Below are 16,800 nucleotides of genomic sequence, written 5' to 3'. Positions count from 1 at the left end.
AGGCTGCCTACCTATGAGGGCGGACGCCGTACGAGGACATCTGGACGGGCTGCTGCTGGCCGTGCTCGAACCGGGCCCGCTGCACGGCTACGCGATCATCACCGCCGTGCAGCGGCGCAGCGGCGGCGCGCTGGAGCTGCGCACGGGCACGATCTACCCCGCGCTGCAGCGGCTGGAGCGGCTCGGCCTGCTGAGCAGCAGCTGGGACGCGGTCGGCGAGCGGCGGCGCCGCCGCTACGCGCTCACCGACGCGGGCGCCCGCGCCCTCGCCACCGAGCGGACCGCGTGGAACGAGTTCACGGCCGCGATCGGCTCCGTCCTGAACCCGGCGACATGACCGCCCCCGGCCCTACGGCACCGGGCGCGCGACCCGCCGAGGCCCGCGACCCGATCGAGGACTACGCGGCGGCCCTCACGGGCGCGCTGCGCGGCCCGTCCCGCCTCAAGGCCCGCATGGTCGAGGAGATCCGGGACGGCCTCGCCGACACGGTCGCCGCGCACACCGGCGAGGGCGTCCCCTACCCGGACGCCGTGCGCAGGGCGGTCCAGGAGTTCGGCACGGCCGACGAGCTGGTCCCCGGCTGCCAGCGGGAGCTGACGATCGCGCAGGCCAGGCACACCGGCCGGGTCGCGGCGCTGACCGTCCCGTTCCTGGCCGGCTGCTGGTTCCTGACCTGGACGTCCGGGCCGGGCGGCGGCTGGCCGCTGCGGCTGCTGTCGGTGCACCTCGGCTGCGTCGCGGCCGCCGCCGCGCTGCTGGCCGCCGTCGCGCTGACCGCGACCGGCCCGCTCGCCCGCCGGCTGCCGACGCCCCGGCGGCTGCCCCTCGCCGTCGCCTGGTCCGGCACCGCCGCCGGAGTCGCGATGGGGATCGGGGCCCTCGCCCTGCTCACCGCCGCCGCGCCGGCCGCGAACTGGCCCTTGATGGCGGTCGCGGGCGCCCTCACCGCCGTGTCCCACGCCGGGGTGACGGCCTCCGCCCGGACCTGCCGCCACTGCGCACGCGCCTAGCCTCCGTCCTCCGAGCGCCGCGCCGCCGCGAAAACCTGGTGACAACCGCCGCGCGGAGGCGGAGGCTGGGTGGCCTCGACGACGTACGGGGCGCCGTCCCACCGGACCACGGGGGTCTGCGGTGATCGACGCCGAAACGGTCGCGAGGTTCGAACTGCCCGGCTACCTCAGGTCCGTCCCCGACGAGATCGAGGCCCGCGACCTGCCCGTCACCGGCACGCTGCCGCCCGAGCTGGACGGCCGCTACATCCGCAACGGCCCCAACGCCCTGCCCGGGACGACCAGCAGGCACTTCCAGGTGGGTCCGGGGATGCTGCACGGCGTGCGCCTGCGCGACGGCCGCGCCGAGTGGTACCGCAACCGCTGGGTGCGGACGGGTTCCTTCGAGGGGCGCTCGCTCGTCCGTCCGGACGGCACGTTCGACCTCACCGCGCCGTCCGCCAACACGCACGTGATCCACCACGCCGACCGGATCCTCGCGCTCGTGGAGATCGGCCTGCCCTACGAGGTCGCGCCCGACCTGTCCACCGTCGGCCCCTGCGACTTCGGCGGCGCGCTGTCCACCGCGATGACCGCGCACCCCAAGCAGGACCCGGCCACCGGCGACCTGCACTTCTTCGGCTACGGGATGCGCCCGCCGCTGCTCACCTACCATCGGCTCGACGCGTCGGGACGCCTCGTCCACAGCCGCGAGGTCGCGGTGCCGGGCCCGACGCTGATGCACGACTTCGCCGTCACCGAGCACCACGTCGTCTGGCTCGACCTGCCGATGACCTTCCAGCGTGCCCTGCTCGACCGCGCCATCCCCTACGGCTGGGACGAGGCGTACGGCGCGCGGCTCGGCGTCATGCGGCACGACGTCCCGGACGCGGCGGTCCAGTGGTTCGACATCGACCCCTGCTTCGTCTTCCACGTCGGCAACGCCCACGAGCGGGACGGACGGATCGTCCTCGACGCCGTCCGCTACTCCCCCGCCGAGTTCACGGCCATGTGGGACGTCCTCTCCCGGACCGTGATGCCGGCCCTGGACGCTCCCCCGGTCGGGCGCGCCCACCTCCACCGCTGGACGCTCGACCCCCGCCGCGGCACCGTGACCGAACATCCCCTCGACGACCGCGCCGTCGAGTTCCCCACCCTGAACGACGGGCGGACCGGCCGCCCCGCCCGCCACCTCTACGCCGTCACCGGCACCGAGCCCCTCAGCCGGGACGAGTGCGCGATCGTCAAGTACGACACCGCCACGGGCGCGGCCGTCTCCCACGGCCTCGGCCCGGACACCATGATCGGCGAGGCGGTCTTCGTCCCCAGGGACGACCCGGGCGGCGAGGACGACGGCTGGCTGATGGCCATCGCCACCGCCCGCGACGGCGCGGCCTCCCGGCTCCTCGTCCTGGACGCGGCGGACGTCCGCCCCGTCGCCGCCGTGGACCTCCCGCGAGGCGTCCCGGCGGGCTTCCACGGCTCCTGGATCGCCTCAGCCCCCGAGGACGGCTGAGGGGTCGGAGAGCAGGCCGGTGAAGAAGACCGTGAGCGAGCGTTCGAGCGCCGCGGTGAAGGACGGAACGAGGACGGCCAGGCTCGGGTCGGCGTCGCAGGCGGCGCGCACGGCGGGCGCCGGACGGGTGTGCGTCCACAGCGCGGCGACGAGGACGAGCGTCATGGCGGCCGCCTCGGTGGCCTGCCGGTCACCGAGTTCGGGCAGAACCCGCCGCGACAGCGCGGCCAGATCGGCGAGAACCTCGCGCGTTTCCCGTCTGCACCGCACCGCCGCCTCGGTGGAGATGTTGCGCTCAAGGATCCCGGCCTGGGCGCCGAGCAGTTCGCAGAGCATCTCGTGCGACGCGAACGAGGTGGCCAGACCTGAGGCGAGCGCCTCGGCACGCGTGCCGACGGCCCCCGCCCGGTCGATGCGCGCGGGGAGCCGGTCGTCCAGCTCCGCCAGCAGGTCGCGGGTCTGGGCGGCGAGCAGGTCGAGCAGGATCGCCTCGCGCGACTCGAAGTAGCGCAGGACGTTCGACTTGGCCAGGCCCACGCGGCGGCTCAGCTCGTTCAGGCTCACCGCCGAGACCGGCATCTCCCCCAGCATCGCCGCCGCCGTCGCGAGGATGCTCCGCCGCCGGACCTCGCGCTGCTCCTGGGTCCTGGCGCGCTGAAAGGTGGCCATAGCACCACATTACAGACTAGTGGTCTCTTGCATGCGCCCGGGGATAGGGTGCAAGAGACCGGCGGTCTGTTCGGCGGTCCGCGCCCCGGCGGCGCGACGGGCCGCGCGGAGCACGGCGACGGACGGAAGTGGGATGGCGAACAAGGTAGCCCTGGTCACCGGCGCCTCCTCCGGCATCGGCGAGGCGGCGGCGTACCGGCTCCACCGGAAGGGCTTCACCGTCTTCGGCGCGGCCCGGCGCACCGACCGGATGGAGCGCCTGGCGGCCTCGGGCGTGCGCACGCTCTCCCTCGACGTCACCAGCGAGACCTCGGCCGAGCGGGCGGTCGCCGAGATCGTCGCGGCGGAGGGCCGCGTCGACGTGCTGGTCAACAACGCGGGCTACGGCTCCTACGGTGCGCTGGAGGACGTCCCCCCGGACGAGGCCCGCGCCCAGCTCGACGTGAACCTGTTCGGCCTGGCCCGCATGACCCGGCTCGTGCTGCCGCACATGCGCGCCCGGCGCGCCGGCACCATCGTGAACGTCAGCTCGGTCGGCGGCCGCCTGGCCACGCCCCTGGGCGCGTGGTACCACGCCAGCAAGTACGCCGTGGAGGGCCTCAGCGACGCGCTGCGCCTGGAGGCGGCGCGGTTCGGCATCGACGTCGTCGTCATCGAGCCCGCCTCCATCCGCAGCGAGTGGGGCGCGATCGCGGCCGGGAGGCTGCGCGCCACCTCCGGCCGGGGCGCCTACGCCGAGCAGGCCGAGGCGATGGCCAGGATCCTGGAAACAAGCTCGCGGCCGGGCGGCGTCATCTCCTCGCGGCCCGCCGTGGTCGGCGACGCCATCGCCGAGGCGGCGACCGCCCGGCGCCCGAAGACCCGCTACCGCGTCGGCCGCGGGTCCGGCTCGATGATCATGACCCGCAGGCTGCTGCGCGACCGCGCCTACGACGCGCTCATGAAGCGCGGTGTCCGCCTGCCGGGGTGACGCCTGCCACCCCGGCAGGTGTCACCCCGGCCCAGGGGGACGTCACCTCACTCGGAGCCGTGCCCACCGCCCACGGCCCCGGCCTCGCGGAGCGCCTCGCCGCCCTGGCTCCGGACGGTGCCGGCGTCGCGCGGCCCCGACGCCGTTCGATGCCGTTCGTCCTGGCGTCGCATGTCCGGGGGATTTGCCCGCATGACCATGCCGACACCGGGCAAAACAGGGGCGACACGACCACCTCGCACACGGTCCCGCGACACCGGCCGGCAGGCCCGTCGCGGGCCGGGCCCGTTCGAAACGGATGGCCGCCGTGACCCCGTCCACGCCTGACCGTGCCGAAGCCGATCCGGGAGCGGCCCTGCACACGGGCCGCTGGCGCCTGCCGAGCGGGCGGGCGATGACCAAGCACACCCGCCAGGCGATCCACCACACCCTGCAGAGCTGGGGCGTCGGCTCGGCCGCCGGCGACCTCACCGATCACCTGACGGCCCTCGTCCACGACGTCCTCGCACGCGCGAACGTCCGGGGGTGGGGACCGATCGAGCTGCGGCTGGAGCTCCGCGCGTCCGCGCGCCTGCTCCTGACCGAGGTCCGCGACGCCGCCCCCTCGCTGCCGGGCTCCGGTGAGCGGGGGGCGCCCGGCGGGGACGGCCACGGGATCATCGCCCTCACCTACGGGCGCCGTCCCGCGCGCGACGGCATCCGGTACATCCATTCCTTCACCTGGTGGCAACCGGGCGCGATCGCCGCCAACCGCTGACCGAAGCAGCCCCGGGCGGGAGGGGGTCCGGCCCGGGGCTCAGGTGTTCGCGAGCGGTCGGCGCGCGGGGGTCGGTCAGGCGTTCGGGGGCAGGTCGGTTCCGGCGCCGCGGCGGCGCACGGCGACGAGGTCGGCGTGACCGGCCGGCGCCGGTTCCGCGTCGGACACCGGCTCGGCCTCGGCCTCGGGCGCGGCGGATCCCTCGCGGCGGTGCCCGGGCATGGTGGGCACGTCCGCGCCCTCCACCTCGAAGCCCGCGTCGGCGATCATGTCGAGGTCGGCCTTCCCGGCCTGGCCCTCGCTGGTGAGGTAGTCGCCGAGGAAGATCGAGTTGACGATGTGCAGGGCGAGCGGCTGCAGGCTGCGCAGGTGGATCTCGCGGCCGCCGGCGAGCCGCACCTCCACGTCCGGGCAGACGAACCGGACCATCGCGAGGATGCGCAGGCAGCGCTGCGGGGTCAGCGACCACCGCCCGGCCAGCGGGGTCCCCTCGAACGGGATGAGGAAGTTGACGGGGACGGAGTCGACGTCCAGGCCGCGGAGGGCGAAGGCGACGTCCACCAGGTCCTCGTCGGTCTCGCCCATCCCGGCGATGAGGCCCGAGCAGGGCGACAGCCCCGCCGCCTGCGCCCGCTGGACCGTGTCGGCGCGGTCGCTGAAGTCGTGCGTGGTGCAGATGTCGGCGTACTGGGCGTCGGAGGTGTTCAGGTTGTGGTTGTAGGCGTGGGCGCCAGCCTCGCGCAGCCGCTCGCCCTGGCCCTCCCCGAGGAAGCCGAGGCACGCGCAGATCTCGACGTCCGGGCTGCGGTCCTTGATCGCGGCGATCGTGTCGGCGACGCGGCCGACGTCGCGGTCGGTCGGGCCGCGCCCGCTCGCGACGAGGCACACGCGCTTGGCGCCCGCCGCCATCCCGGCCGCCGCGGCGTCGGCGGCCTGCTCGGGCTTCAACCAGGTGTAGGTGAGGATGTCGGCCTTGGAGCCGAGCCGCTGTGAGCAGTAGGTGCAGTCCTCGGGGCACAGCCCGGACTTCAGGTTGACCAGGTAGTTCAGCTTGACACGGCGCCCGAACCAGTGGCGCCGGACGCGGCCCGCCGCGGCCACCACGTCGAGCAGGTCGTCGTCGGAGGTCGCCAGCACCGCCAGCGCCTCGGCACGCGTCGGCGGCTCGCGCCGCAGTCCCTTGTCGGCCATCGTCTCCAGAAGGCTCATGGTGGACGATCCTCGCCGGGCCCCGGCGCCCGGCCAAGGCGTACGGCCGACAAACCCGGACGGGCGGCTTTGTAGGAGGTTGGAAGTGGCCCCGCCGTTTTCCCCCGGAAGTGGATCTTCAGCCGGGACGGGGCGCGGCCTAGGTTCGCGACATGATTGTTTTCGCCCAGCTCAGCGACACCCATCTGGACGGCGGGGACCGCGCGGACGAGCGCGCCCGGCGCGTCATGGCCCACCTGGACACGCTGCCGCTCGACGCCGTCCTGCTGACCGGGGACATCGCCGACCACGGCGAACCGGCGGAGTACGAGCGGGCCCGCGAGGTGCTGGCATCGCCGCATCCGATGCTGATGTGCCCCGGCAACCACGACCGGCGGCGCCCCTACCGGGAGGTGCTGCTAGGAGAATCCATGGACGGCCTTCCGGAGACCGGGCCCGTCTCTCGTGGGGGGCCGACCCCCCACACCCCCCGGAACGGCCCTGTCAACCAGGTGCACGAGGTCGCGGGCGCGGTGTTCGCGATGTGCGACTCGACGGTCCCCGGCGAGGACCGCGGTCTCCTGGACGAGGAGACGCTCGCCTGGCTGGACGCGGCGCTCGGCGAACGGCCCGGCGTCCCGGCGTTCGTCTGCTTCCACCACCCGCCCGTCCCGCTGCACATCCCCTATGTGGACGCCATCCGGCAGTTCGGCGAGCACGGGCTGGCCGACGTCCTCGCACGGCATCCGCAGGTCGTGGCCGTCCTGTGCGGGCACGCGCACACGTCCGCGGCGACCATGTTCGCCGGACGGCCCCTGCTCGTCGCGCCCGGCGTCGTGTCCACGCTCCGGCTGCCGGGCGAGGAGGGCATCGTCGACCTTGAGGCGCCGCCGGGCTTCGCGCTGCACGTCCTGCACGACGACCTGCGGCTGACCACCCACTACCGGACCGTCTGACCGGCCCGCGCACACCGCCGGGCGGCGGACCGCCGCGCCGCGCCGTCCCGGCGCGGCGGTCCCGTCGAGCGGTTCCGCGGGTCAGGCCCCCAGGCGCTTGGCCAGGGTCGGCAGCAGGCGGAGGGCGTTGCCGCGGTTGACGGCGGCGTGCGCCTTGCCGTTCAGGGCGGGGTCCCGGTCGAGCGTCTCGGTGGCCAGGGCGACCTCGGGGGCGAGGACCTGGGGCCAGTCGGTACCGAAGAGCAGCCGCCCGTGCCCGGCGGCGGCCAGCAGGGTCGGGGTCGAGTACGGCGAGACGGGCGTCGCGGTGTCGTAGTAGAACCGCCGGACCGCCCGCCGGAACGCCTCGGGGCTCGGCCCCTCGCCCTGCCGTCCGGCGTGCTCGACGCGTCCGCCGATGTAGGGCAGGAAGCCGCCCGCGTGGGAGAGGATCACCGACAGCCGCTTGTAGCGGTCGAGGGTCCCCGCGGCGATGAGGCTGAGGGCCGTCCGGGTGGTGTCCAGCATGAAGTCGGCGACCCACTCCTCGATCCCCGGCACGGGACGCGCGTCCGCGAGCCCGACGGGATGGGTGAACACGACGGCGCCCCGCCTGTCCAGCTCGGCGAACAGCGGCTCGAACGCCGGGTCGCCCAGGTAGCGGCCGTCGGCGTTGTCCATCATCAGGACGCCGTCGGCGCCCAGCTCGTCCAGCGCGTACGCGGCCTCCTTGAGCGCCACGTCCACGTGGAGCAGCGGGAGGTAGGCGAAGAACCCGAACCGGGTGGGATGGTCCCGCACCAGGTCGGCCAGCGATTCGTTGAACACGCGCGTGCCGGCGACGGCGAGTTCCCGGTCGCGGAACGCCGTGGGCGGCGCGGGGGCCGAGGCCACGCCCGCCTGCATGCCGACGGCGTCCATCGTGTCGAGGGTCTTCGAGAGGTCCCAGTCCCCCCAGCGCGGGCCGCCCTCGGGCGGCAGGAGGCCGTGGTCGACGGCCCATCGCCGCATCGCGGGCGGGAGCGCGTGGTGGTGGGTGTCGATCCGCCCCCCGCGCGGCCCGTTTCCGGCGAAGGCGGCCCGCGCCGGGCCCAGGCCGGTGACGGCGGCGGTCGCGGAGGCCAGGGCGGTCGTCCGGATCACACCTCGACGGCTCGGCCCGGTGGACGTCCGGTCGCTTTCCTCGGCATGCATGTCTCTCCTCGGTGTCGATGACAGCCGCCCGAAAGGGAGTATATGAGACTGTCTCGACTGAGACCATATCGTTCCGCCCTAAACTTGGGGCGTGGCCACCGAACCTCCGGGACCCGCGCCGACGGCGCTGGGCGATCCCCGGTCCGACGACAAGGCGCTGGGGCTGCTGCTCGCCTCCGCGCACGACGCGGCGCGGTCCGCGCTGAACGCCGAACTGCGCCCGCTCGGCATCGAGACCCGGCACTTCGGCGTCCTGGTCGCCCTCGACCGGGCGGGGCCGACCAGCCAGCGCGGGCTCGGGGCGCTGCTCGGCCTGGACAAGTCCGCCGTCGTCCGGATCATGGACGAGCTGGAGCGGCTGGGCCTCGCCGTCCGCAGGCGCGCGGAGCACGACCGGCGCGCCTACGCGATCGAGCTGACCGCCGAGGGCCGCCACCACGCGCGCGTGTCGGCGGCGACGGCGGACGAGCTGAGCGCCCGCCTGTTCGGCTGGCTCTCCCCCGCCGACCGGGAGCGCCTCGTCACGCTGCTCACGGGCATTCTGTCCCGCGCGGACGACGCTTCGACCGGCACCGAAACGAATCGCCCCTAGCCTGGGACGTGGAGACGAGGGGGCACCGGATGAACGACCGGTTCAGGAGTCTGCACCGCGCGGACCGCACGCTGCTGCTGCCCAACGCGTGGGACTTCGCGACCGGCGCCGCGCTGGCGCGGGCGGGCTTCCCCGCGGTCGGCACGACGAGCCTCGGGGTCGCGGCCGCGGCCGGGAAGCCCGACGCGGCGGGCGGCACCCGCGCCGAGACGCTCGCGCTGGCCCGGTCGCTCGCCCGGCTCCCGGTGCCGGTCACCGTCGACATCGAGGGCGGTTTCTCCTCCCGTCCCGAGGAGGTCGGAAGGCTGGTCGCCGAACTCGCCGGATACGGGGTCGCCGGGGTCAACCTGGAGGACGGGCGCGCGGACGGGACGCTCACGCCGCTCGGCCACCAGATCGAGACCATCCAGGCGGTGAAGGAGGCCGCGCCCGAGGTGTTCCTCAACGCGCGCACGGACACGTTCTGGCTGGGCGAGGGCGACCCCGACCGCCCGGAGACGCTGCGCCGGGTGCGCGGGTACGCGGACGCGGGCGCCGACGGCGTGTTCGTCCCGTCCGTCGTCGCCGACGGCGACATCCGCGCCGTGCTGGACGCCGTGGACGTGCCGCTCAACGTCCTGCTCATTCCGGGCAAGGCCGAGTACGCGCGGCTCGCGGAACTCGGCGTGCACCGGGTGAGCCTCGGGTCGCTGCTGTTCCGCAGGGCGCTCCAGGCCACGGTCGCCGCGGCTCTGGAGACCGTCGCCGCGGCCCCATCCGTCCTGGACGCCTCCGGCCCGCCCGGCGCGGGCGAGGACGGCAGGAGCGGGACGGAGTTTCCCGTCCCGTCCTACCAGGAGATCCAGGACCTCCTGGCGCCGTGACAAGGGTCGGCGAGGCCCTCAAGGACCGGCGCCGGTGGCACCGACCTCCTGCAACGCCTTGAGGCCCACGCCCCGCGAGGTCGTCGCCGGTGGGTGCCGAGAACGATCCTCACGACGACGACGTCCTGGAGGCCGACAGCCGATCCCTGCCGCCATGAGTCACCACGCCCCGCGAGGTCGTCGCCGGCGGGTGCCGAGAACGATCCTCACGACGACGACGTCCTGGAGGCCGACAGCCCGATCCCTGCCGCCTTGAGGCACGCGCGGTCCGTCCAGCGACCGCGACAGCCGTATCGCCTCCGACCAGCGACGCTCTCGCGACCGGGCGGCGCATCACCGCCGAGCCTGCTCGTTGGGGCAGGTTCGGTCTTTCCGAAACGCGGGGCGGCGGGAGCGCGGTCAGTCGCGGCGGGCGGCGACGGCCTTGCTGTGGGAGTCGACGGCGTCCTGCAGGAAGCGGGACGACTCGGCGAGCATGCCGCGTTCCCGTTCCTTCGCCAGCGCGGCCAGGCGGTGGAGCGGGACGACGGTCTGGGTGAAGCCGAGCGGCGTGTTCGACCGGATCATCGGGATCCGGTCGTAGGAGTCGGACAGGCCGAGGTCCTGGTAGCCCCAGCGGCTCGGCACCTCGCGCAGCATCGACTCGCCCAGGTAGCGGACGGCGCCGGACACGAACGGGTCGGTTCCCGCGACGATGACCGAGTCCCAGTCGGTGTGGCGCTCCAGGACGAGCGGCTCCAGGGCGTCCAGCGAGGCGGGCGAGAAGTCGAAGGGGAACGCCTCGGGCAGGAACTCGGCGCGCCACCGGTCGAGCGCCTCGGCCATGCCCGACGTCCAGTCGTCGAGGTACTCGCGGGCGGGGCCGGTCATGCGGGCGCGGTCGCTCTGCATGTACCAGTCGGGGGTGCCGGCCTCGGCCGTCGGCGGGTCGGCGCGCGGCGGCTTCACGCGGTCGAGGCCCTCCAGGTCGAGGCCGAACTCGTCGTGCAGGACGCGCGCCTGCGCGGGCGTCGCGAGCACGTACACGTCGTCGTCCTCGGCGTCCTCGCCGGGCAGCGCGTAGAACATCCGGGGGTCGGCGCCGCCGGGTTCGAGGTCGTCGATGCACTCCATCACGGTCAGCAGGTCGAGGTGCTCCCCCGACTCGTGCTCGACGACCCACCACACCGGCTCGCCGTCGCGCAGGAAGTGCAGGCTCTCCTCGCCGTCCTCGTCCTCGACCAGCTCGACGTCGGCGATCCGCACGCTGCCGCCGCACTCGGCGGCGCTCTCCAGGATCTCGCGGTAGCCGTCCTCCAGGTCGTCGACGCCGCCCGCGTGCGCCCACACGACCAGGCCGCACCCGTCGAGGACGTCGAGGACGTCCGCCTCCTCCGGCTCGTCGTCGGGGCCGGGCGGCGGCTCGCCGAGCGCGGCGAGCGCCGCGGCGGTCTCGTCCTCGGACGCCATGCCGAGCTCCACCAGCCGGCCTGCCAGGCCCCGGTACGTCGTGTTGACCATGCCCGGATCATGCCAGGTCCCTCCGACATTCCGCCGCGTTTCCGCCCGCCGCGTCCAACCCGTTGCGCTCCGGCCCGCAACGTGCCGAGCCGGCGCCGACGCCCCTAGGGGACGGCGTCGATCCCCCGGCGGGACCGGAGCCAGTGGGTGCGTTCGGCCGCGACGTAGGACGCGCCGTCCGGCCCGTCGGAGCCCTCGTGCCAGGGGCGCATGCCGAGCTGCTCGGCGACGGCGGCCGAGGAGGCGCTGCTCACGTCGATCTCGGCGGTGATGCGGCGCAGGCCGACGACCTCGAACGCGTAGCCGAGCACCGCGCGGGACGCCTCGACCGCGAGGCCCTGGCCCCAGCGGTCGGGCTCCAGGCTGTAGAGGATCTCGACGTCGACGGCGCCGCCCGCGGGGCCGTCGTGGCGGCGCAGGCCCGCCACGCCGACCAGCCGGGCGCCGTGCGGCTCGGACAGGCGGTGCGGGTCGCCGAGGCCGTGCGGGCCGGACAGGCCGGGCGCGCTCGGCCGCAGGGCCCACAGCCCGTAGCCCTCGACCGCGAAGTCCCGCTGGCTCGCGGCGATGATGCCGGTGACCTGCACGGGTGAGATCACCTGGTCGCCGAACAGGTGGCGCCGGACGAGAGGGCCCGTCCAGTGCGTGTGCAGGGCGCGGTGGTCGCTCATGGCGACCGGGTGCAGGACCAGCCGTCCGGTCCGCAGCACCGCGTTCCTGGCCCGTGGCGCCGCGCTCCCGGGGCCCAGCACGGCGCTCCCGGCCCGCAGCGGCTCACTCATGCCCGTCCTCCGACGCGAACCCCGACCCGGCCCCCGGTCGCCACCCGGCCTCGGGCTCGGGCGGCCACTGGGGCTCGGGCTCCCCGTCCGGCAGACCCACCCGGAAGACCCGCAGCTGGAGCGCCAGCGCCGAGTAGTAGCCGACGAGCGTGACCAGCTCGACGACGGCGGCGCGGCCGAGCGTCGCCACCGCCTCGGTGAACACGGCGTCGCCGAGGTCGCGCTCGGCGGCGAGCTGGCGGACCGCCTCGTACACCACCCGCTCGCGGACGTCGGCGAACAGCGGCGCGCGGCCCTCGCGCAGCGCGGCCATCTCGTCCTCGCCGAGGCCGGCGCGGCGGCCGGTGCGCTCGTGGGCGTACCACTCGAAGTCCGAGCGCAGGTGCGCGGCGACGACCAGCGTCGCGATCTCCCGCTCCCGCCCGGTGAACGCGGTGCGGAAGCGCAGCGCGGCGCCGAGGTCCTGGAGCGGCAGGCCGACCGAGGGGCTGTAGAGCATCGCGTTGAAGGGGCCGAGGAGCCGGCCCGCGTCGTCGATGAACCGGAACGCCGGACGGCGGGCCGCGCGGGGACCGCCGGTCACGGCCTCGTAGACGGCCCGCTGCTCGTCGCCGAGCGAGCCGGGGAACAACAGCGGCAGGCGCGTCGCGACCGGCTCGCGCCCGCGCCGGCCGGCCGGGCGTCGATCGTTGACGTGCTCACCGTTCGCGGGGTCGATCACTTACCGCACGCTAGGCCGTCGGCGCGGTCGCCTCAACCCCCGTCCGGAATGTGAAACCCCGCGCACACGAGGACATGGCGGTTACGTAACAGCGCGCCGCTTCCGACGACAGGTGAAATGGCAGGTGAATCCGAACCGGCCGAACCGCGTCGCCGCCCGGAACGGTCCGGTCTCTTGTGGGCGGATGCCCCCCACGCCCCCCGGAACGGCTCTCCCCCCTGGCAGGATGGGCCGGTGACCGGCATCTATGACGATCCCTGGGCGTACGAGTTGGCGTGCTCGTTCCGCGAGGTGCCCGCCGAGGTGGAGGTGTTGCTCGCGTGGTGCGCCGAGCACCGCCCTGAAGGCGCGGGCCCCGTCCGGACGGTGCTGGAGCTGGCCGCCGGGCCCGCCGAGCACGCCCGCGAGATGGCCCGCCGCGGCCTGACCGCCACCGCGCTCGACCTGAACCCGGCGATGTGCGCCCACGCCGCCGCCGAGGCCGGGCGCGCCGGGGTCGCGCTGGAGGTCGTCCAGGACGACATGACCCGGTTCGACCTCGGCCGGCGGTTCGACCTGGTCGTGACCATGCTGGACTCCACGTCCCACCTGATGACGCTGGACGCGTTCGTCGCGCACCTGCGCCGCGTCGCCGCGCACCTGGCCCCGGACGGCCTCTACGTGGTGGAGATGTCGCACCCGCGCGACCGGCTCGGCGGCGACGAGCCGAGCGTGAGCACGGGCTGGACTGTCGAACGCGGCGGCGTCCGCGCCACCGTGCGCTGGGGCGAGCCCTCGGACCGGCTCGACCCGATCACCCAGGTCTCCGACGACCAGGTCACGATGACGATCGACGGCGACGGGTCCGGCGGGCGGGAGCCGCGCGTGATCCGCGACGTCGTCCCCTACCGGTTCTGGACGGCCACCGAGGTGGACGCGGCGGTCCGCCTGGCGGGCGGGCTCGCCGTCGCGGCCCAGTACGGCGACTTCGGGGCCGGTGAGGACGCCGTTCCCCTCACCGGCCCCGACGCGTGGCGCATGCTGACCGTCCTGCGCCCCGCCTGATCGAGCGGCGGGGCCCCGCCGCTCGATCAGGGGGTGGGCGCCCAGCCGGGCATCGGGTGGGCGGCGAGCATGTCGCGGACCTGGCCCGCGACCCGTCCGAGGGCCGCCTCGTCCTGCTTGGCGGCGGCCTGGACGGCCTCGTCGATCCAGCCCGCGATCTGCGGCATCCGCTCCTCGGTCAGCCCGCGGGTGGTGATCGCCGCGGTGCCGAGCCGCAGCCCGGACGGGTCGAACGGCGTGCGCGGGTCGAACGGGACGGCGTTGTAGTTCAGCTCGATGCCGGCCCGGTCGAGCGCCTGCGCGGCGGGCTTGCCGGGGACGCCCTTGTTCGTGAGGTCGATCAGGACGAGGTGGTTGTCGGTGCCGCCGGAGACCAGGTCGTAGCCGCGTTCCAGCAGCGCCGCGGCCAGCGCCCTGGCGTTCGCGACGATCTGCCGGGCGTAGCGGGCGAACTCCGGTGCCGCGGCCTCCTTCAGGGCCACGGCGATCGCGGCGGTGGTGTGGTCGTGCGGGCCGCCCTGCAATCCGGGGAAGACGGCCCGGTCGATCGCTTTGGCGTGCTCGCCGGTCGACAGGATCATCGCGCCGCGCGGGCCGCGCAGGGTCTTGTGCGTGGTCGTGGTGACCACCTCGGCGTGGCCCACCGGGGACGGGTGCGCGCCGCCCGCGATCAGCCCGGCGATGTGGGCGACGTCGGCGACCAGCACCGCGCCGACCTCGCGCGCGATCTCGGCGAAGGCCGGGAAGTCGATCGTGCGCGGGATCGCGGTGCCGCCGCACCAGATGACCTTCGGGCGCTCATGGAGGGCGAGGTCGCGTACCTGGTCCATGTCGACCCGCCCGGTGTCGGCGCGGACCTCGTAGCGGACCGGACGGAACCACTTGCCGGTCGCCGACACCGTCCACCCGTGGGTGAGGTGGCCGCCCATCGGCAGCGACAGCCCCATCACCGTGTCGCCCGGCTCCAGGAACGCCAGGTACACGGCGAGGTTGGCGGGCGAGCCCGAGTACGGCTGGACGTTGGCGTGCTCGGCGCCGAACAGCGCCTTCGCCCGGTCGATCGCCAGCAGCTCGACCGGGTCGATGTTCTGCTGGCCCTCGTAGTAGCGCCGCCCGGCGTACCCCTCGGAGTACTTGTTGGTCAGGACGGAGCCGGTGGCCTCCAGCACGGCGGGCGAGACGTAGTTCTCCGAGGCGATCAGCCGGATCTTCTCGAACTGGCGGCGGGCCTCCGCCTCGACCAGTCCGGCGATCTCCGGATCGCCGTCGCGCAGGTGGGGGATGGCGGGTTCGTGCATGACAGCCTCCGCGCTGCTCACGCCGGGACGCGTCGTACGGCCCCGACGAACGGGGACCCGTACACCCAGGCGCGCGGTGTGCGGACCGCTTTCGCTCCCCGGTGGTCGTCTCCACCTTGACTGCGCCAGTCGCGTGGGCGCCATCATAGCCGCCGGCCCGCCGCCGTCCCAGACCGTCAACGCGCCCCGATCCCGTCGCGCTCGGCGGACCCGTCCCGCCCGGAGGGCTCCCCGTGCTCCTCGCCGGGAGGCGCGCGGTCGGGCCAGGAGACGACGATCAGGCCGCCGAGCAGGAGCAGCGAGCCCGCCGCGACCGGCGCCGCCATCCGCTCGCCGAGCACCGCGATCGCGAGGCCGGTGGCGACCAGCGGCTCGGCCAGGCTGAGCGTCCCGGCGGTCGCGGCGCTCACCCGGACGAGGCCGGTGACGAAGAACATGTACGCGGCGGCGGTGGTGGCGATCCCGAGCCAGCCGACCAGGGCCAGCGGGCGGGGGTCGGCGAGCGCGGGCAGCCCGGCGAGCGTCCAGGGCAGCAGGGCCGAGCCGCCGGCGAGCAAAGTGACCGAGACCGCCGCGGTCATGCCCACGTCCCGCCCGGTCAGCGTCTTGGCCGAGACGGTGTAGACGCCGAAGCACGTCCCGCCGGCCAGCCCGAGCGCGATGCCTCCCAGATCGGCGTCTGCGGACGACCCGGGGACCGTCAGCAGGCCGACGCCGCCGACGGCGCAGGCCGTCCCGGCCCACCAGCGGCGGCTGAGCCCCGTGCCGAGGACGAGCCGCTCGCACAGCCCGGTCGAGACGGGCGCCAGCCCGAACACGACGGCGGTCGCGACGGCGGCGCCGGTGCGGTCGACCGCGCCGAAGAACGACGCCTGGAAGGTGCCGGTCGCGGTCGCGGCGGCGAGGATCGGCGGCCACGCCGGGCGGCGCAGCGTCAGGAACGACCGCGGGTTCGTCGCGAGCACCACGGCGGCGAGGACGAGCCCGCCCGTGATGATCCGCGCTCCTCCGACGGCGACGGGGCTCGCGGACGGCTCCGCGAGCACCTGCGCGGGACCCACCGTTCCCCAGAGGACGCCCGCGGCGAGCACCAGCAGCACCCCGGACGAGTTGTTCCGTCGGTTCATGCCCTCGACGCTAGGAGGACGTGCGGCGCCTCGGTCCTTTAGCCGCCATTCCTTCGGCCGGCCTCCCCGGGGCCGTCATCCGTTCGCTCGGGCGACCCGGGCATGAAGATCAACTGTAGGACGTTCGGCGGTCCCGGCGCTCGGAGCGCGGAAGTTCGGACTGCTCGACGGGCTGGACGTACTCGAACACCACCGTCGTGCGGACGTCCACGAACTCCTTGCGGCGCGCCAGCCGGTCGAGGACGAAATCGCGCAGGTACGCGGTGCTCGGGACCGCCACGTGCACCAGCAGGTCCTCGTTGCCCGTCACCACGTACACCCCGACCGACTCGGGCAGCGAGGCCATGGTGTCGCGGGCCGACTCGATCGCCTCCCGCGACTGCGGCCGGATCCGGATCGAGATCAGCGCCTGGACGCTGCGGTCGAGCCGCTCCAGGTCGGCCACCGCGTGGAAGCCGGTGATGACCCCCCGGGCCCGCAGCGCCCGCGTGCGCTCCAGCGCGGTCGAGGGGGCGATCCCGACCGCCTCGGCCAGCTCGCGGTTCGTCTGGCGCCCGTCGCGCTGCAGCCGCCGCAGGATCGCCTGGTCCACCGCGTCCATCGAGAATCCCTCCCGGTCGGGGGGCGCCGAACTCCCGCGCGGGGAACGCGCCC

19 protein-coding genes and 1 riboswitch are annotated in these 16,800 nt (G+C 74.7%); of the genes, 9 read left to right on the top strand and 10 right to left on the bottom strand.

Annotated elements, in window-relative coordinates:
• The first annotated feature begins 13 nt into the window (after nucleotides 1-13).
• From KLI87_RS26665 to KLI87_RS26655, 3 genes are all read left to right on the top strand, one after another.
• Complete coding sequence (locus KLI87_RS26665; RefSeq protein ID WP_156216868.1) at nucleotides 14-337, top strand: PadR family transcriptional regulator; 324 nt, start codon at nucleotides 14-16, stop codon at nucleotides 335-337.
• Complete coding sequence (locus tag KLI87_RS26660) at nucleotides 334-1,011, top strand: permease prefix domain 1-containing protein (RefSeq protein WP_214619168.1); 678 nt, start codon at nucleotides 334-336, stop codon at nucleotides 1,009-1,011. The genes KLI87_RS26665 and KLI87_RS26660 overlap by 4 nt, the downstream gene beginning before the upstream one ends.
• 121 nt (nucleotides 1,012-1,132) lie before the next feature.
• Entirely contained in the window at nucleotides 1,133-2,506 is a 1,374-nt protein-coding gene (locus tag KLI87_RS26655) for a carotenoid oxygenase family protein (RefSeq protein WP_308166187.1), read from the top strand.
• Here the strand turns inward: KLI87_RS26655 and KLI87_RS26650 are convergent.
• Nucleotides 2,486-3,175 carry a TetR/AcrR family transcriptional regulator gene (locus tag KLI87_RS26650; RefSeq protein WP_214619167.1) on the bottom strand — a complete coding sequence of 230 codons (690 nt, stop codon included), beginning with the start codon at nucleotides 3,173-3,175 and terminating at the stop codon, nucleotides 2,486-2,488. The two genes, KLI87_RS26655 and KLI87_RS26650, sit on opposite strands and share 21 nt — an antisense overlap.
• Before the next feature lie 133 nt (nucleotides 3,176-3,308).
• On the opposite strand from KLI87_RS26650, the gene KLI87_RS26645 reads away from it, so the two are divergent.
• Nucleotides 3,309-4,145 (top strand): oxidoreductase, encoded by an 837-nt coding sequence (locus KLI87_RS26645; RefSeq protein WP_214619166.1) that lies wholly within the window; start codon nucleotides 3,309-3,311, stop codon nucleotides 4,143-4,145.
• A gap of 47 nt (nucleotides 4,146-4,192) precedes the next feature.
• On the opposite strand, the gene KLI87_RS41125 is transcribed toward KLI87_RS26645, so the two are convergent.
• Complete coding sequence (locus tag KLI87_RS41125; RefSeq protein ID WP_284734201.1) at nucleotides 4,193-4,318, bottom strand: hypothetical protein; 126 nt, start codon at nucleotides 4,316-4,318, stop codon at nucleotides 4,193-4,195.
• Nucleotides 4,319-4,452: 134 nt separating this feature from the next.
• Here KLI87_RS41125 and KLI87_RS26640 point away from each other — a divergent pair, with 134 nt between their 5' ends.
• Complete coding sequence (locus KLI87_RS26640; RefSeq protein WP_214619165.1) at nucleotides 4,453-4,902, top strand: hypothetical protein; 450 nt, start codon at nucleotides 4,453-4,455, stop codon at nucleotides 4,900-4,902.
• A 75-nt stretch (nucleotides 4,903-4,977) separates the two neighbouring features.
• Here the strand turns inward: KLI87_RS26640 and bioB are convergent, their stop codons facing one another.
• A complete protein-coding gene (gene bioB / locus KLI87_RS26635; RefSeq protein WP_156216873.1) occupies nucleotides 4,978-6,111 on the bottom strand; it encodes a biotin synthase BioB in 1,134 nt (377 codons plus the stop codon).
• A 152-nt stretch (nucleotides 6,112-6,263) separates the two neighbouring features.
• Between bioB and KLI87_RS26630 the strand changes: the two genes are divergently transcribed.
• Nucleotides 6,264-7,046, top strand: coding sequence for a phosphodiesterase (locus KLI87_RS26630; RefSeq protein ID WP_214619164.1), 783 nt, complete (start codon nucleotides 6,264-6,266; stop codon nucleotides 7,044-7,046).
• A gap of 81 nt (nucleotides 7,047-7,127) precedes the next feature.
• On the opposite strand, the gene KLI87_RS26625 is transcribed toward KLI87_RS26630, so the two are convergent.
• Nucleotides 7,128-8,219: an amidohydrolase family protein gene (locus KLI87_RS26625; protein ID WP_214619163.1), complete on the bottom strand. Its 1,092-nt coding sequence runs from the start codon at nucleotides 8,217-8,219 to the stop codon at nucleotides 7,128-7,130.
• Between the two features lie 91 nt (nucleotides 8,220-8,310).
• On the opposite strand from KLI87_RS26625, the gene KLI87_RS26620 reads away from it, so the two are divergent.
• Together KLI87_RS26620 and KLI87_RS26615 are read left to right on the top strand one after the other, a co-directional pair.
• Nucleotides 8,311-8,811, top strand: a complete 501-nt coding sequence (locus tag KLI87_RS26620; protein WP_214619162.1) for a MarR family winged helix-turn-helix transcriptional regulator — start codon at nucleotides 8,311-8,313, stop codon at nucleotides 8,809-8,811.
• Between the two features lie 29 nt (nucleotides 8,812-8,840).
• A complete protein-coding gene (locus KLI87_RS26615; protein WP_214619161.1) occupies nucleotides 8,841-9,674 on the top strand; it encodes an isocitrate lyase/phosphoenolpyruvate mutase family protein in 834 nt (277 codons plus the stop codon).
• A gap of 399 nt (nucleotides 9,675-10,073) precedes the next feature.
• Here KLI87_RS26615 and KLI87_RS26610 read toward each other — a convergent pair whose 3' ends face one another.
• From KLI87_RS26610 to KLI87_RS26600, 3 genes are all read right to left on the bottom strand, one after another.
• On the bottom strand, nucleotides 10,074-11,174 hold the full coding sequence (locus KLI87_RS26610; protein WP_214619160.1) for a hypothetical protein: 1,101 nt from the start codon (nucleotides 11,172-11,174) through the stop codon (nucleotides 10,074-10,076).
• A 104-nt stretch (nucleotides 11,175-11,278) separates the two neighbouring features.
• Nucleotides 11,279-11,956 (bottom strand): GNAT family N-acetyltransferase, encoded by a 678-nt coding sequence (locus KLI87_RS26605; protein WP_156216878.1) that lies wholly within the window; start codon nucleotides 11,954-11,956, stop codon nucleotides 11,279-11,281.
• Nucleotides 11,949-12,677, bottom strand: coding sequence for a carboxymuconolactone decarboxylase family protein (locus KLI87_RS26600; protein WP_214619159.1), 729 nt, complete (start codon nucleotides 12,675-12,677; stop codon nucleotides 11,949-11,951). Before KLI87_RS26600 ends, KLI87_RS26605 begins: the two co-directional genes overlap by 8 nt.
• Nucleotides 12,678-12,911: 234 nt before the next feature.
• Here KLI87_RS26600 and KLI87_RS26595 point away from each other — a divergent pair, with 234 nt between their 5' ends.
• Nucleotides 12,912-13,721, top strand: coding sequence for a bifunctional 2-polyprenyl-6-hydroxyphenol methylase/3-demethylubiquinol 3-O-methyltransferase UbiG (locus tag KLI87_RS26595; protein WP_214619158.1), 810 nt, complete (start codon nucleotides 12,912-12,914; stop codon nucleotides 13,719-13,721).
• A gap of 26 nt (nucleotides 13,722-13,747) precedes the next feature.
• Here KLI87_RS26595 and glyA read toward each other — a convergent pair whose 3' ends face one another.
• From glyA to KLI87_RS26580, 3 genes are all read right to left on the bottom strand, one after another.
• Nucleotides 13,748-15,019, bottom strand: a complete 1,272-nt coding sequence (glyA, locus tag KLI87_RS26590) for a serine hydroxymethyltransferase (protein ID WP_214619157.1) — start codon at nucleotides 15,017-15,019, stop codon at nucleotides 13,748-13,750.
• 56 nt (nucleotides 15,020-15,075) lie between these two features.
• Nucleotides 15,076-15,162: riboswitch (ZMP/ZTP riboswitch) on the bottom strand.
• A 33-nt stretch (nucleotides 15,163-15,195) separates the two neighbouring features.
• The gene (locus KLI87_RS26585) at nucleotides 15,196-16,146 is read right to left on the bottom strand and encodes a DMT family transporter (RefSeq protein ID WP_214619156.1); all 951 of its coding nucleotides are present in this window, start codon (nucleotides 16,144-16,146) and stop codon (nucleotides 15,196-15,198) included.
• Between the two features lie 109 nt (nucleotides 16,147-16,255).
• Nucleotides 16,256-16,747 carry an Lrp/AsnC family transcriptional regulator gene (locus tag KLI87_RS26580; protein WP_156216882.1) on the bottom strand — a complete coding sequence of 164 codons (492 nt, stop codon included), beginning with the start codon at nucleotides 16,745-16,747 and terminating at the stop codon, nucleotides 16,256-16,258.
• Nucleotides 16,748-16,800: the final 53 nt, after the last annotated feature.

Origin of the sequence: Actinomadura sp. NEAU-AAG7 (genome assembly GCF_018603865.1) — a bacterium.
GTDB lineage: Bacteria > Actinomycetota > Actinomycetes > Streptosporangiales > Streptosporangiaceae > Spirillospora > Spirillospora litoris.
The sequence above is the reverse complement of the archived record's forward strand: the minus strand, read 5'-3'. Positions and strand labels throughout refer to the sequence as shown.

Coding starts and splice junctions, on each gene's coding strand:
- KLI87_RS26645 (WP_214619166.1), top strand. CDS start 3,309: ATGGCGAACAAGGTAGCCCTGGTCACCGGCGCCTCCTCCGGCATCGGC.
- KLI87_RS26605 (WP_156216878.1), bottom strand. CDS start 11,956: ATGAGTGAGCCGCTGCGGGCCGGGAGCGCCGTGCTGGGCCCCGGGAGC.
- KLI87_RS26585 (WP_214619156.1), bottom strand. CDS start 16,146: ATGAACCGACGGAACAACTCGTCCGGGGTGCTGCTGGTGCTCGCCGCG.
- glyA (WP_214619157.1), bottom strand. CDS start 15,019: ATGCACGAACCCGCCATCCCCCACCTGCGCGACGGCGATCCGGAGATC.
- KLI87_RS26630 (WP_214619164.1), top strand. CDS start 6,264: ATGATTGTTTTCGCCCAGCTCAGCGACACCCATCTGGACGGCGGGGAC.
- KLI87_RS26625 (WP_214619163.1), bottom strand. CDS start 8,219: ATGCATGCCGAGGAAAGCGACCGGACGTCCACCGGGCCGAGCCGTCGA.
- KLI87_RS26650 (WP_214619167.1), bottom strand. CDS start 3,175: ATGGCCACCTTTCAGCGCGCCAGGACCCAGGAGCAGCGCGAGGTCCGG.
- bioB (WP_156216873.1), bottom strand. CDS start 6,111: ATGAGCCTTCTGGAGACGATGGCCGACAAGGGACTGCGGCGCGAGCCG.
- KLI87_RS26665 (WP_156216868.1), top strand. CDS start 14: ATGAGGGCGGACGCCGTACGAGGACATCTGGACGGGCTGCTGCTGGCC.
- KLI87_RS41125 (WP_284734201.1), bottom strand. CDS start 4,318: ATGCGACGCCAGGACGAACGGCATCGAACGGCGTCGGGGCCGCGCGAC.
- KLI87_RS26615 (WP_214619161.1), top strand. CDS start 8,841: ATGAACGACCGGTTCAGGAGTCTGCACCGCGCGGACCGCACGCTGCTG.
- KLI87_RS26610 (WP_214619160.1), bottom strand. CDS start 11,174: ATGGTCAACACGACGTACCGGGGCCTGGCAGGCCGGCTGGTGGAGCTC.
- KLI87_RS26580 (WP_156216882.1), bottom strand. CDS start 16,747: ATGGACGCGGTGGACCAGGCGATCCTGCGGCGGCTGCAGCGCGACGGG.
- KLI87_RS26660 (WP_214619168.1), top strand. CDS start 334: ATGACCGCCCCCGGCCCTACGGCACCGGGCGCGCGACCCGCCGAGGCC.